The organism is Streptomyces cinereospinus (assembly GCF_042430725.1).
Lineage (GTDB): Bacteria > Actinomycetota > Actinomycetes > Streptomycetales > Streptomycetaceae > Streptomyces > Streptomyces cinereospinus.
In genome coordinates, this window is record NZ_JBHMCY010000005.1 from 52,141 (window position 1) to 65,130 (window position 12,990).

A 12,990-nucleotide genomic window follows, 5' to 3' on the forward strand; every position below is an offset into this window, starting at 1 on the left:
GAGGGCCGGCGCTCCCCGGGAGCGCCGGCCCTCGTCGTGCTGTCCCGTCTCCCGCCGGCGATTCCCCGCCGCCGGGACTACTCCTCCACCAGCAGCTTCTCCCGCAGCTGGGCCAGTGTCCGGGCCAGGAGCCGGGACACGTGCATCTGCGAGATGCCGACCTCCTGGGCGATCTGCGACTGGGTCATGTTGCCGAAGAAGCGCAGCAGCAGGATCCGCTTCTCGCGCGGCGGGAGGTCCTCCAGCAGCGGCTTGAGGGACTCCCGGTACTCCACGCCCTCCAGGGCCTCGTCCTCCGCGCCGAGGGTGTCGGCGACGGCCGGGGACTCGTCGTCGGTGTCGGGGACGTCCAGCGACAGCGTGGAGTAGGCGTTGGCCGACTCCAGGCCCTCCAGGACCTCCTCCTCCGAGATCGCCAGCTTCTCGGCGAGCTCGTGGACGGTGGGGGAGCGGCCGTGCAGCTGGGACAGCTCCGCGGTCGCCGTGGTCAGCGACAGGCGCAGCTCCTGCAGGCGCCGCGGCACCCGCACCGCCCAGCCCTTGTCGCGGAAGTGCCGCTTGATCTCGCCGACGACCGTCGGCGTCGCGTATGTCGAGAACTCGACACCGCGCTCCGGGTCGAAGCGGTCGACCGACTTGATCAGGCCGATGGTGGCGACCTGGGTGAGGTCGTCCAGCGGCTCGCCGCGGTTGCGGAAGCGGCGCGCCAGGTGCTCGACGAGCGGCAGATGCATCCGGACCAGCTGGTTGCGCAGCTCCGCGTACTCCGGGCTGCCCTCCTTCAGCCGGCGCAGCTCCACGAACAGGGCGCGGGCTCCGCTGCGGTCCTGCGGGTCGTGCTGTGCGGGCGGTGCGCCGCGCGTGACCGCCGGCTCGGGCACGTCGTGCGCGTCGTGCTGCGCGTCGGGCACGTCCTGCACGTCCTGCTCCGCGTATCGCTCGTGCTCGCTCATCGTCCCGCCCGTCGCCCTTCCCCGAGCCCTCGCCTCCTCCCCCACTCCCGACTTCGCTTGAGCGGGGGGACCCCCATGGACTGGGGAGATCCCGATCCGCCGTTCCACAGGCGCACTCTGCACGGCACCCTCCTGATCCCGCTGCCCGTCGTCCAGGAAGCCGGCCTCCGTCGCGGCGGGGTCGTCCTCCGGATGTGGCCGGGCCTGCTCGGGGATGCCGTCGACGGCGTCCGCCGTGCGCCGGACACCGACCGGACCGTCCGCCGGGCTCCCGGCCCCGCCCGAGCCGGGGACACCTCCGGGCACCCCCGTCGGCAGCTCCCGTGTGCCGCGCTCTTCGTCCCGCACCGGCCCGTCCCCGTCCCTCACGCCGGCCCGGGTCCCGCGCCGCGCTGTTTGTAGAGGCTGATCGAAACGGTCTTGTCGTCGTCCACGGCGGAGGAGACCTTGCCCGCGAGGGCGGACAGCACGGTCCAGGCGAAGGTGTCCCGCGAAGGGGCGTGACCGTCGGTCGTGGGCGCCGAGACGGTGACCTCCAGCGAGTCGTCGACGAGCCGGAAGACACAGCTGAGCACCGAGCCGGGCACGGCCTGCTGGAGCAGGATCGCGCAGGCCTCGTCCACCGCGATGCGCAGGTCCTCGATCTCGTCGAGGGTGAAGTCCAAACGGGCCGCGAGGCCGGCCGTGGCCGTCCGCAGCACCGACAGGTAGGCACCCGCAGCCGGCAGCCGGACTTCCACGAAGTCCTGGGTCGCGGGCTCGCCTGCGATCTGGGACACCCTCACCTCCAAGGTGGTACAAGCTCTACGGGGTCGAGGGTCGCCCCTCGGGGTAACGCGAAGCAGGTTCAGCGGTGACGCTACCGCGCTCGGAACCTGGCTGTCCCCGGGACCCCAACCCCTTGCTGTCACTCATAGTAAACACATGAACACGCACAGTGGCTAGAGGGTGGGCGCCCCCAATTGGGAGAAGCACGCGCCGGGTTGACGTACCCACACGTCAGACGCCCGAACCGTGCGCCGGAGGTCACGAGCCGGTCACACCAGGACGTGGTCCACGAAGCACCATCGCCAATTCTCCCCCGGTTCGAACGTGCGCATCACCGGATGACCGGACTCCTTGAAATGCTCCGTGGCGTGCCGGCCCGGCGAGGAGTCGCAGCAGCCGACATGACCGCAGGTGAGGCACAGCCGCAGCTGTACCGGATGCGAGCCGTCCGCCAGGCACTCCGGGCAGGTGTCGGCGAGGGCGCCGGGCTCCGGGTGCGGCAGTGCGTCGGCGTGCGTGCACTGTTTCATGATTGCCAGGTTACGACGGGCGCGCGGAAGGCCGCGCGGAAAAAGAGGGCGGGCGAGAACCATGGACGTGATGCCACTGCTGATACTGGTGGCGGGCAGTGCCGCGATCGCCGCGGCGGGCCGGCGCACCCCCGTGCCGGCACCGCTGCTGCTGGTGGCGGCCGGCCTGGCGGTGTCGTACGTCCCGGGCGTCCCGGACTACCACCTCGACCCGCACGTCGTGCTGCCGCTGATCCTGCCGCCGCTGCTGCACACCGCGGCCACCGACAGCTCCTACCTCGACCTGCGCGCGCAACTGCGGCCCGTCGCCCTGCTGTCGGTCGGCTACGTGCTCTTCGCGACCTTCGCCGTCGGCTGGGCCGCCTACGTGATCGTCCCGGGACTGCCGCTGACCGCGGCGCTGGTGCTGGGCGCGGTGGTGGCGCCGCCGGACGCGGTCGCGGCCACGGCGATCGCCCGCCGGGTCGGGCTGCCGTCCCGGATCACCACGATCCTCCAGGGCGAGTCCCTGGTGAACGACGCCACCGCGATCACCGCCTACCGCGTCGCCCTGGCGGCCGCCGTCGGCGAGGGCGCCACCTGGGCCGGCGGGATCGGCGAGTTCCTGCTCGCGGCGATCGGCGGCATAGGCGTCGGCCTGGTCCTCATGGTGCCGATCCACTGGCTGCGCACCCGCCTCAAGGAACCCCTCCTCCAGAACACCCTCTCCCTGCTGATCCCGTTCGTCGCGTACGCCGTCGCCGAGGAGGTGCACGCCTCCGGCGTCCTGGCGGTGGTCGTCGTCGCCCTCTTCCTCGGACACCGCGCGTGGGAGGTCGACTTCGCCACCCGCCTCCAGGAGGACGCGGTCTGGAAGATGGTCGCCTTCGTGCTGGAGTCGTCGGTGTTCGCCCTGATCGGCCTCCAACTGCCGGTGGTGCTGGAGGGACTGGGGGAGTACGAGGGCCTGGAGGCCGCCTGGTACGCGCTCGCCGTCTTCCTGGTCGTGGTCGCGGCCCGGTTCGTGTGGGTGTACCCGTCGGCCTTCCTGCCCCGGATGCTGTCGGCCCGGGTCCGGGAACGGTCCACGGGCCCCACCTGGAAGGGCGCGTTCATCATCTCCTGGGCCGGGATGCGCGGTGTGGTCTCGCTCGCCATCGCCTTCTCGATCCCGCCGGCGCTGGAGGGCGGCGAGCCGTTCCCCGGCCGGAACCTGATCCTGTTCCTGACCTTCACGACCGTCATCGGCACCCTCGTCGTCCAGGGCCTCACCCTGCCCCCGCTGATCCGGCTGCTCCGCCTGCCCGGCCGGGACGTCCGGGCCGAGACGCTCGCCGAGGCCAATGCGCAGGCCCAGGCGTCCCGCGCCGCCGAGCGGCGCCTGGACGAACTCCTCGCCGACGAGCGCAACGCCCTGCCCGAGCCGCTCGCCGCCCGGCTGCGCACGGTCCTGGAGCGCCGCCGCAACGCCGTCTGGGAGCGCCTCGGCCAGCCCAACCCCGTCACCGGCGAGACCGCCGACGACACCTACCGCCGCCTCGCCCGGGAGATGATCAGCGCCGAGCGCGACGTCTTCGTGAGGCTGCGCGACGGTCGCCACATCGACGACGAGATGCTGCGGACGCTGCTGCGCCGGCTGGACCTGGAAGAGGCGGCGGCGTACCGCGAGGCGACATGAGGGGGCCCGCTCAGGCGGACGGCCGGCCGGTGACGACGGCCGCCACCGTGCTCCCGCGCGCGAAGGCGCCCTCCTCGGCCAGGGCGACCAGTCCGTACAGCATTTTGGCGACATACAGACGCTCGACGGGCAGTCCGTGCCGGTCCTCGAAGTCCGCGGCGAAGGCGTCGAGTCCGGGGGTGGTGCGCGCGTAGCCGCCGCAGTGGAAGCGGTCGTCGAGGTGCCAGTGGCCGCGCGGCCCGCCGAAGGCCGCCTCCTGCAGCGACCGTATCGCGGAGGTCAGGAAGCCGCCCTTGAGGACGGGTATGCCGAGCGCGCGCTGCCCGGGGTCCAGTCCCGCCGCCAGTCCCGCCAGGGTGCCGCCCGTGCCGCAGGCGAGCGCGACGACGTCCGCCTGCCCGCGCAGTTCCTCGCCGAGTGCCCGGCAGCCGCGCACCGCCGGGGCGTTGCTGCCGCCTTCGGGGACCACGTACGCGTCCCCGGCGCCGCACGCGCGCAGCAGGGCGGCGAGGGTGTCCGGGTCGGACTTGCGGCGATAGGCCGACCTGTCGACGAAGTGCAGACGCATGCCGTCGGCCACGCACCGGGCGAGGGAGGGGTTGAGCGGCCGGTCGGCGAGCTCCTGGCCGCGGACCACTCCGACGGTGTCGAGGCCGAGGAGGCGGCCCGCGGCCGCGGTGGCGCGCAGGTGGTTGGAGTAGGCGCCGCCGAAGGTGACGACCGTGCGGCCGTGCGCCGCGGCGAGGTTGGGCGCGAGCTTGCGCCACTTGTTGCCGACGAGGTCGGGGTGGATCAGGTCGTCGCGCTTGAGCAGGAGCCGTACGCCGCGCCGCGCGAAGCGGTCGTCGTGCGCCTCGCGCACCGGGGACGGGAGCCGCGGGCGCAGGGCCGCGAGGGCGTCGGGGCTGGTCACCCGGCCATTGTCACCCGCCGGCTACTTCAGCCGCTCGGCGATCCGCGCCCGCATCGAGGTCATCGTGAAGCCGCGCGGATCCACCTTCCCCGGCTGCCACTCCAGGTGGCCGATGACCGAGCGGTGGGTCCAGCCGTGCTGCCGGCAGATCGCCGCGGCCGCCCGCTCGACGGCCTCCAGCTGCACCTCGGGCCAGGGGTCCTCGCCGTCGCCGAGGTTCTCGCACTCGAACCCGTAGAAGTGGCGGTTGCCGTCGGTGTTCTGCTCGTTGTCCGGGGGCAGCGCCTTCTCCGCGATCACCGCGCGCAGGACGTCGTCGTCGCCGCTGCCCGCGTGGTTGGTGCGGCCGTGGCCGACCAGGTGGACCCTGCCGTCCTTGGTGATCACGCCGTGACAGAGCGGGCCGGGCAGGCCCGCGTAGCCGTTGCGGCACAGCTGCACGGTGGCGGCGCTGCCCCGGCTCGCGGTGTGGTGGATCATCACGCCGTGCACCGGCCCCCACGGGCCGACGTGGTTGCGGTTGTGCTCTCTCCAGTCGCCCACCTGCACGACGGTGAGGCCTTCGTCGCGCAGGCAGTCGAGGAAACGGTTCGCGGACAGGGGTGAGGCCATGTGTGCCTCCTTCGTGCGGCGCGACGGCCGCCCGTCGCGGCCGCCCGTACACGCTGCTTGTACCGAAGCGGGAGGAAACGGAACCATGCGTTCGCACAGTGAGCGAGCCGTTTCGGCCAAGGGCGTCCCGGGCGCCGTTCGACGCGGCACCCCTCCCTGCCCGGCGTACGGTGATCCATTCCCGCTCTTTCGGGTAATAGCACGAACATCATGCGTGCTGAAAGGCTCTCTCGCGGAGATCGGTGCCCGGCAAAATCGCAGCCAGGGCATGACCGGGAGGGCAATTCCTTATGTCGGTAGGCGAAGAGGTCCGCACGGAGCAGGGCAGGCCGCAGCAGAGCCTCGGCACGACGGCCGCGCGGAACCTGGCCACCACCACCAAGTCCGTACCCCAGATGCAGGAGATCAGCTCGCGCTGGCTGCTGCGCATGCTGCCGTGGGTGGACGTGCAGGGCGGCACGTACCGGGTGAACCGGCGGCTGACCTACGCCGTGGGTGACGGGCGCGTCACCTTCGTGAAGACCGGCGACCGGGTCGAGGTCATCCCCGCCGAGCTGCGTGAGCTGCCGGCGCTGCGCTCGTACGAGGACGAGGAGGTGCTGGGCGAGCTGGCCCGGCGCTGCGAGCAGCGCGAGATCGCGGCGGGCGAGGTGATCGCCGACTTCGGCAACCAGACGGACGAGGTCTACCTGCTGGCGCACGGCAGGGTGGAGAAGATCGGTTCCGGCCCGTACGGCGACGACGAGAGCCTCGGCGTACTCGCCGACGGGTCCTACCTGGGCGAGCAGGCGCTGCTGGACCCGGACGCCATCTGGGAGTACACGGCCCGCGCGATCACCCCCTGCACGGTCCTCGTGCTGAGCCGCCAGGACCTCGACCAGCTCGCCGAGCGCGCGGACTCGCTGCGTGAGCACCTGGAGCGGCGGCGGTCGGTCCCGCAGCAGCGCACCAACAAGTACGGCGAGAAGGAGATCGACCTCGCGTCCGGTCACGAGGGCGAGCCGGACATCCCGCACACCTTCGTCGACTACGAGTCGCGGCCCCGCGAGTACGAACTGAGCATCGCCCAGACCGTGCTGCGCATCCACACGCGGGTGGCCGACCTGTACAACCAGCCGATGAACCAGACCGAGCAGCAACTGAGGCTGACCGTCGAGGCGCTGAAGGAGCGCCAGGAGCACGAACTGGTCAACAACCGGGACTTCGGTCTGCTGCACAACTGCGAGTACGACCAGCGGATCCAGCCGCACGACGGCGTGCCCGGCCCGGACGACATGGACGAGCTGCTGAGCCGCCGGCGCGGCACCAAGATGTTCCTCGCCCACCCGCGCGCCATCGCGGCGTTCGGCCGGGAGCTCAACCACCGCGGGCTGGTGCCGGAGACCATCGACGTCGCCGGCAACCGCATCCCGACCTGGCGCGGCGTCCCGATCTACCCGTGCAACAAGATCCCGGTCACCGACGCCCGGACCACCTCGATCATCGCGATGCGTCTCGGCGAGGCGGAGCAGGGCGTGATCGGCCTGCGCCAGTCGGGCATCCCGGACGAGATCGAGCCGAGCATGTCGGTGCGGTTCATGGGCATCAACGAGCAGGCCATCATCAAGTACCTCGTGACGGCCTACTACTCCGCGGCGGTCATGGTGCCGGACGCGCTCGGCGTGCTGGAGAACGTCGAGATCGGCCGCTGGCGGTGACCTTGCCGGCCCGTGTGCCGTGTCCCCGCCCGACCGGGCGGGTAGACCTCGGGGTATGCGCCCGGCCGGAGCGGAAGCGCCGCTGTCCGCAGACTCTCCCAGGGGGGACCTCGATCCCATGACCGAGTCCGTGACCGAGACGACGACCCAGTCCGGGCCCGGGGCCACCGCCCCGGCCCTGCCCGCCCAGCCCCTGGCCACCCCGTCAGGCGCCACCCGGGCGGACGGCGGGCCGGGGCCGCTCGACGGCCCCGAGGCGGCGGTGATCCTGGAGCAGGCGCGGGCGATGGTCGACCCGGAGCTGCGCTCGGCGGTGGACGCACTGCCCCGTGCGATGCGCCGGGTCGCGCGCTACCACTTCGGCTGGGAGCACGCCGACGGCACCCCCGCGGCCGGCAACGCCGGCAAGGCGATCCGGCCGGCGCTCGTCCTCGCCGCGGCGGCCGCGCTCGGCGGTCCCCGGGCGCAGGCGGGTGCCGTGCGGGCGGCCGCGGCGGTGGAGCTGGTGCACAACTTCACGCTGCTGCACGACGACGTGATGGACCGGGACACCACCCGCCGGCACCGGCCCACGGCGTGGACGGTGTTCGGCGACACCGACGCGATCCTCGCCGGGGACGCCCTTCAGGCGGTCGCCCTGCGGTTGCTCGCGGAGGACCCGCACCCGGCGTCCGCGGCCGCCGCCGCCCGGCTCGCGGCCTGCGTCGTGGAGCTGTGCGAGGGCCAGCAGGCCGACACCGCGCTGGAGCGGCGCGGCCCCTCGGAGGTCGGTCTGGACGAGGTGCTCGTCATGGCCGAGGCCAAGACCGGGGCGCTGCTCGGGTGCGCGTGCGCGCTCGGCGGGCTGTACGCGGGCGCGGCCGCGGCCGACGTCGAGGCGCTGGACGCGTTCGGCCGGGAGGCCGGGCTCGCCTTCCAGCTCATCGACGACGTCATCGGCATATGGGGCGACCCGAGCCGTACCGGCAAGCCGGCCGGGGCGGACCTCGCCGCCCGCAAGAAGTCCCTGCCGGTGGTCGCCGCGCTGACCTCCGGGACACCGGCGGCCGCCGAACTCGCCGCGCTGTACGCGGTGCCGTACGAGGGCGGGGACCTGGAGCCCACGGTGCTGGCCGTGGAGCGGGCGGGCGGCCGGGACTGGGCGCAGGTCCAGGCGTCCGAGCGGATGGCGCGGGCGATGCAGGAACTGTCCCGCGCGATCCCCGACCCGGAGGCGGCGGGCGGGCTGCTCTCCCTCGCCGAGTTCGTGACGCGGCGCAGCACCTGAGCGCCGCCGCACCACGGAGGAACGCCGGTGCCGGCCGGGCGTACGGTTCCTGACCCCGTACGCCCTCGGCCGGCACCGGCTCCGGCGGGTCCCGCGCATCCGCACAGGGCGCGGGGTCCGCCTCCGCCGTCGCCGGGACATGCGGAACCGCCTGTCTCACCTCCGCCGGGGCGGGACGGGACCACCGACGACCCGCCGAACCGGCGGTTCGACACGACCACCAGGGCCGCGCCGGCTGCGGCCTGGCCCCGAAGCGGGGCGTCACCAGCCCGTATCCCCATCTGCGCCGGTACGTCGCCTCGCGCGCCCTCAGCCCGGTCGCCCGACCCCGAGGTCGAGGTCGTCGGGGAGGACCCCGGCCGGCCGGGTCCGCGAGCCGAAGGCCGAGGACAGTGAGTTCGACGTGTATCTCCGCGGGGGTCCCGGCTCGCGGGCGAGCCGGTCGACGAGACCGACGAGCCGGTCGTCAGGACATACCCGATCGTGCCGGGCAGCGGCATGCCGATGTCCGGCTCCGGCTTCGCGGTCGGCGAGTTCGCCCCGGACTCCGTGCGCGCCTTCGGCAACGGCGTCCTCGTGCGGGGACGTACAGCAGGAAGCGCGGAGCCGCCGTCCGCTCTACGCTGGGGGCATGGACAGCGCACACCATGTCTGTCCCGAGTGCGGACAGCCCGTCGACACGGTCGTCCGGCGCCACAAGACGCTGGGCGCGTGGGTCCCGGTGTGGGTGGCCGGGCCCTGCCGCAACCCCAGGTGCAAGGCGTCCACCGCGGAGGGCGCCGGGTCCGGGGAACAGCGGCCCATGACGCCCGGTACGCAGCAGGACACGTCCGGTACGCAGCAGGACGAGACCGGGACTCACCGTGAGTCCGGGGCCGGCACGTCCGCCGGCAACGGGACCGTGGCGAAGAAGTCCTGAGAAGAGACCCCGGTGGCCGCCGGCGACCTCGGCCGGGCGGCACCGACGCGTCGCACCGACGGGGCCGGGGCCCTGCCGCGTACCCGAGGCGTCAGCGTGACCCCGAGCGGGCGGTGCGCGGAGAGGGGCGGGCGCGACGACGGAGGCAGGCCGGGGCGGGCGTCGCGGTGCACGGCGGTGGGCCATGGGGGTGTGGGCCGTGACGGTGGCCGTCGGGGGTGGGCTGACGCTGGTGCTTCAGGAGTCGGCCGAGCCGACGGGACCGAACCGCTGGGAGAGATCGACCCCGGCACCGCTGCTCCGGCCGGACGGGGACACCGCGTGCCTGCCGCCGACGCCGCTGCCCACCGAGGACGGCCTGCACGACCACGCCTGCATCGTCACGCGGGAGTAGGCAGCCCGCCCGTCCCCGGGTCCCGGCCGGTCAGGCAGTACGTGCCGCCCGCCGGGTCGCGCAGCACCGACCAGTGGGCGCCGTGCGAGACGACCGTGGCCCCCAGCCGCTCGTGCGCGGCCCGGGTCGCGGCGATGTCCGCGCAGGCCACGTCGAGGTGGGCGGTCAGCGGCTGCTCGGTGCCCAGGCGCTGGAGCAGCACCCGGACCGGCCCTCCGGGCGGCGGCTCGACCACGTGGAATTCCGGGAGCGAACCGGGCCGGGACGACCAGCCGGCCGGCAGCCCGCTCCAGAACGCGACTTCGGCGTCGTACGACGACGGCGGCACGTCGACGCACACCTGATCGAGCCGGCTGCCGCGGACGACGGGCGGCCGGACCGACTCGCCGTGCCAGGGCACCGCGCAGAACAGCTGGCCGGCGGGCGACCGCAGGACGGCCCACCCCTCGTGCCGGGCGACCGTCCGGGTCCCCGCCCGCCGCGCCGACGCGATGAACCCGTCCACGTCGTCCACGGCGAAGTCGAGATGCGCGCCACCGGGGCCGGAGCCGACGCCTTGGACCTTCACGCAGGGGTCCGCCCCGTCGGCGGGCAGCAGGGTGACGAACTCACCCCGGCGCGGGGAGAGCCGGGTGTCCGTGACGGCGGTCCAGAACTCCTCGGCGACCGGCGCGAGCCGGGCCGGGCGGTCGATGAAGGCGTACGTCCAGCGGATCGTCATGGCGTGATCGTAGGCCGCGCGCCGCAGCCGTGGACGCGCGCGGACCGGGCGGGACGGCGGGGCGGGCCGGGGAGGGCCGGCGTCTGCGGGAAACGCCGAAGAGGCCCGGCCGCCGACGCGGCCGGGCCCCTTCCTGCACGTGACTGGCGGTGGTGCACCGACCGCCGGCCGGGTGCGAGGCGTCAGGCCTTCTTGGTCTCCCAGAAGATCTTGTCGATCTGGGCGATGTAGTCCAGGGCCTTCTGGCCGGTGGCCGGGTCGGTGGACGCCTTGGCGGCCGAGAGGGCCTTCAGGGTGTCGTTGACCAGCTGGTGCAGCTCCGGGTACTTCTCGAAGTGCGGGGGCTTGAAGTAGTCGCTCCAGAGCACCGAGACGTGGTGCTTGGCCAGCTCGGCGCGCTGCTCCTTGATGACGGTGGCGCGAGCCTGGAAGTGCGGGTCGTCGTTGCCGGCCATCTTCTCCTGGACGGCCTTCACCGACTCCGCCTCGATGCGGGCCTGGGCCGGGTCGTACACGCCGCAGGGCAGGTCGCAGTGGGCGCTGACCTTGACCTTGGGGGCAAACAGGCGGGAAAGCATGAAGCGTTCCTTCCTCGTGATCGTCTTCTCAGGGGGGACATTACTCCCTGGCGGACGCGTTTTCGCGAGTGCCCCCATGGGCTTAGGACAAAAGTCCGGGGTGAGACTGGGACCGGGATGGGTGGAGGATCGGACCGGGGAGGTGCCGGGGATGCCGGAGCTGTCGCAGGAGACCGAGCGCGAACGGGGCGTCCCGCCCTTCGGGCTGGCCGAGGTGACCGGTCCGTCCATGGTGCCGACGCTGTACCACGGGGACCGGCTGCTGCTGCGCTACGGCGCCCGGGTCAGGCCGGGCGACGTCGTCGTCCTGCGCCACCCCTTCCAGCAGGACCTGCTCGTGGTGAAGCGGGCGGCCCAGCGCCGCGACGGCGGCTGGTGGGTGCTCGGCGACAACGCGTACGCCGGCGGGGACAGCACCGACTACGGGGTGGTCCCCGACGAGCTGATCCTCGGCCGGGTCCGGTTCCGCTACCGGCCGCGCAGGCCGGATCAGCGCTCGCCGCTGGCGCTGCTGCGCTGGGCGCTGTCGGCCGCCAGGCCGGTCTTCTGCGACCGGTCGGCCTCCAGGCGCTTGCGGGCCCGGTAGGCGGCCACGTTGGCGCGGGTGGCGCAGCGGTCGGAGCAGTAGCGCCGCGAGCGGTTGGTGGACGTGTCCACGTAGGCGTTGCGGCACGGCGACGCCTCGCACAGGCCCAGGCGGTCCACGCCGTACTCGGTGAGGTGGAAGGCCAGGCCCATCGCCGCGATGGCCGCGTAGCCCGCGGTCGCGTTCGACGGGTGGTCCGCGAGGTGCATGTGCCACAGGGGGCGGCCGTCGTCGTCCCGGACGTCGTGGCCGGAGATCTGGGGGCTGACCGGGAACTCCAGCAGCAGGGAGTTCAGCAGGTCCACGGCGAGCGTCTCGTCGCCGCCGTCGGCGGCCTCGAAGACCGCGCGCAGCCGGGCCCGGACCGAGCGGAACCGCGTCACGTCCGCGTCGGTCGCGCGGCGGGCCGCCGACTGGTTCGCGCCGAACAGCTCCCGGACGGCCTCGACCGAGGCCAGTGTGTCCTTGCCCCGGGCCGGCTCCTCGCTGTTGACGAGACGTACGGCATAGTCCGAGTAATAGGCCAGTTCCACTTGTAGTCCTTACGGATGGGCTCTATGGTCGTGTCCGCGGTCGCGTAACAGCCGATCGTGCTTCCAGGGTATTACGCGAGGGCGTACGAAGGGGGTTTCCATGGCCACGAGCACCGGCACCGACTGGAACGCCTGGCAGGAGAGCTGGGACCGGCAGCAGGAGTGGTACATGCCGGACCGCGAGGAGCGGTTCCGGGTCATGCTCGACATGGTCGAGGCGCTGGTCGGCCGCGCCCCCCGCGTCCTCGACCTCGCCTGCGGCACCGGCACCATCTCCGCGCGGCTCCTGGCCCGCTTCCCCGAGGCCACCAGCACCGGTGTCGACCTCGACCCGGCCCTGCTCGCCATCGCCGAGGGCACCTTCGCCGGCGACGACCGGGTCACCCTGGTCACGGCCGACCTCAAGGACCCCGACTGGCCGGCGGAGCTGCCGCACGACGCGTACGACGCCGTCCTGACCGCGACCGCCCTGCACTGGTTCCGCAGCGAACCCCTCGCCGCCCTCTACGGCCAGGTCGCGGGGCTGGTCCGGGACGGCGGTGTCTTCCTGAACGCGGACCACATGATCGACGACACCACGCCCCGGATCAACGCGGCCGAACGCGCCCGGCGGCACGCCCGCATGGACGAGGCCAAGGCCGGCGGCGCCCTCGACTGGGCCGAGTGGTGGCAGGTCGCCGCGCAGGACCCGGTGCTCGCCGAGCCGACCGCCCGGCGCTTCGAGATCTACGGCGAGCACGCCGACGGCGACATGCCCTCCGCCGCGTGGCACGCGCGTGTGCTGCGCGAGAAGGGCTTCGCCGAGGCCCGCCCGGTGTGGTGCTCGCCGTCGGACACGCTGCTGCTCGCGCTCAAGTAGGGC

15 protein-coding genes and 1 pseudogene are annotated in these 12,990 nt (G+C 73.3%); 8 read left to right on the forward strand and 8 right to left on the reverse strand.

Annotation, left to right across the window (positions count from 1 at the left end; translation table 11 throughout):
* Nucleotides 1–77 precede the first annotated feature (77 nt).
* The 3 genes from ACFF45_RS03780 to ACFF45_RS03790 form a co-directional block, all read right to left on the reverse strand.
* The gene (locus tag ACFF45_RS03780; protein ID WP_381341818.1) at nucleotides 78–1,301 is read right to left on the reverse strand and encodes an RNA polymerase sigma factor SigF; all 1,224 of its coding nucleotides are present in this window, start codon (nucleotides 1,299–1,301) and stop codon (nucleotides 78–80) included.
* A gap of 17 nt (nucleotides 1,302–1,318) precedes the next feature.
* Nucleotides 1,319–1,732 carry an ATP-binding protein gene (locus ACFF45_RS03785; RefSeq protein ID WP_015657891.1) on the reverse strand — a complete coding sequence of 138 codons (414 nt, stop codon included), beginning with the start codon at nucleotides 1,730–1,732 and terminating at the stop codon, nucleotides 1,319–1,321.
* A 258-nt stretch (nucleotides 1,733–1,990) separates the two neighbouring features.
* A complete protein-coding gene (locus ACFF45_RS03790; RefSeq protein WP_381341821.1) occupies nucleotides 1,991–2,251 on the reverse strand; it encodes a UBP-type zinc finger domain-containing protein in 261 nt (86 codons plus the stop codon).
* Between the two features lie 61 nt (nucleotides 2,252–2,312).
* Here ACFF45_RS03790 and ACFF45_RS03795 point away from each other — a divergent pair, with 61 nt between their 5' ends.
* On the forward strand, nucleotides 2,313–3,908 hold the full coding sequence (locus ACFF45_RS03795; RefSeq protein ID WP_381341824.1) for a Na+/H+ antiporter: 1,596 nt from the start codon (nucleotides 2,313–2,315) through the stop codon (nucleotides 3,906–3,908).
* A 10-nt stretch (nucleotides 3,909–3,918) separates the two neighbouring features.
* Here the strand turns inward: ACFF45_RS03795 and ACFF45_RS03800 are convergent, their stop codons facing one another.
* Both ACFF45_RS03800 and ACFF45_RS03805 read right to left on the reverse strand, forming a co-directional pair.
* Complete coding sequence (locus ACFF45_RS03800; protein ID WP_381341826.1) at nucleotides 3,919–4,821, reverse strand: 1-aminocyclopropane-1-carboxylate deaminase/D-cysteine desulfhydrase; 903 nt, start codon at nucleotides 4,819–4,821, stop codon at nucleotides 3,919–3,921.
* Nucleotides 4,822–4,842: 21 nt separating this feature from the next.
* Nucleotides 4,843–5,433 carry an N-acetylmuramoyl-L-alanine amidase gene (locus tag ACFF45_RS03805; RefSeq protein WP_381341829.1) on the reverse strand — a complete coding sequence of 197 codons (591 nt, stop codon included), beginning with the start codon at nucleotides 5,431–5,433 and terminating at the stop codon, nucleotides 4,843–4,845.
* A gap of 290 nt (nucleotides 5,434–5,723) precedes the next feature.
* Between ACFF45_RS03805 and ACFF45_RS03810 the strand changes: the two genes are divergently transcribed.
* The 5 genes and pseudogenes from ACFF45_RS03810 to ACFF45_RS03830 all read left to right on the forward strand — a co-directional run bounded on the left by ACFF45_RS03810 (nucleotide 5,724) and on the right by ACFF45_RS03830 (nucleotide 9,710).
* Nucleotides 5,724–7,130, forward strand: coding sequence for a family 2B encapsulin nanocompartment shell protein (locus ACFF45_RS03810; protein WP_381341831.1), 1,407 nt, complete (start codon nucleotides 5,724–5,726; stop codon nucleotides 7,128–7,130).
* 118 nt (nucleotides 7,131–7,248) lie between these two features.
* Nucleotides 7,249–8,397, forward strand: a complete 1,149-nt coding sequence (locus tag ACFF45_RS03815) for a family 2 encapsulin nanocompartment cargo protein polyprenyl transferase (RefSeq protein WP_381341833.1) — start codon at nucleotides 7,249–7,251, stop codon at nucleotides 8,395–8,397.
* Nucleotides 8,398–8,583: 186 nt separating this feature from the next.
* Nucleotides 8,584–8,999: pseudogene (locus tag ACFF45_RS03820) on the forward strand (dihydrofolate reductase family protein); the annotation flags it as partial.
* A gap of 29 nt (nucleotides 9,000–9,028) precedes the next feature.
* Nucleotides 9,029–9,316, forward strand: a complete 288-nt coding sequence (locus ACFF45_RS03825; protein WP_381341836.1) for a hypothetical protein — start codon at nucleotides 9,029–9,031, stop codon at nucleotides 9,314–9,316.
* Between the two features lie 199 nt (nucleotides 9,317–9,515).
* Nucleotides 9,516–9,710: a hypothetical protein gene (locus ACFF45_RS03830; protein WP_381341839.1), complete on the forward strand. Its 195-nt coding sequence runs from the start codon at nucleotides 9,516–9,518 to the stop codon at nucleotides 9,708–9,710.
* Here the strand turns inward: ACFF45_RS03830 and ACFF45_RS03835 are convergent.
* Entirely contained in the window at nucleotides 9,697–10,431 is a 735-nt protein-coding gene (locus ACFF45_RS03835; protein ID WP_381341841.1) for a VOC family protein, read from the reverse strand. The two genes, ACFF45_RS03830 and ACFF45_RS03835, sit on opposite strands and share 14 nt — an antisense overlap.
* 182 nt (nucleotides 10,432–10,613) lie before the next feature.
* Nucleotides 10,614–11,009 carry a superoxide dismutase, Ni gene (gene sodN, locus ACFF45_RS03840; protein ID WP_004983535.1) on the reverse strand — a complete coding sequence of 132 codons (396 nt, stop codon included), beginning with the start codon at nucleotides 11,007–11,009 and terminating at the stop codon, nucleotides 10,614–10,616.
* Between the two features lie 151 nt (nucleotides 11,010–11,160).
* Here sodN and sodX point away from each other — a divergent pair, with 151 nt between their 5' ends.
* The gene (gene sodX, locus ACFF45_RS03845) at nucleotides 11,161–11,595 is read left to right on the forward strand and encodes a nickel-type superoxide dismutase maturation protease (protein ID WP_381341844.1); all 435 of its coding nucleotides are present in this window, start codon (nucleotides 11,161–11,163) and stop codon (nucleotides 11,593–11,595) included.
* On the opposite strand, the gene ACFF45_RS03850 is transcribed toward sodX, so the two are convergent.
* Entirely contained in the window at nucleotides 11,499–12,128 is a 630-nt protein-coding gene (locus ACFF45_RS03850) for a CGNR zinc finger domain-containing protein (RefSeq protein ID WP_381341846.1), read from the reverse strand. The two genes, sodX and ACFF45_RS03850, sit on opposite strands and share 97 nt — an antisense overlap.
* Nucleotides 12,129–12,228: 100 nt before the next feature.
* On the opposite strand from ACFF45_RS03850, the gene ACFF45_RS03855 reads away from it, so the two are divergent.
* Entirely contained in the window at nucleotides 12,229–12,987 is a 759-nt protein-coding gene (locus tag ACFF45_RS03855) for a class I SAM-dependent methyltransferase (RefSeq protein WP_381341849.1), read from the forward strand.
* Nucleotides 12,988–12,990 lie beyond the last annotated feature (3 nt).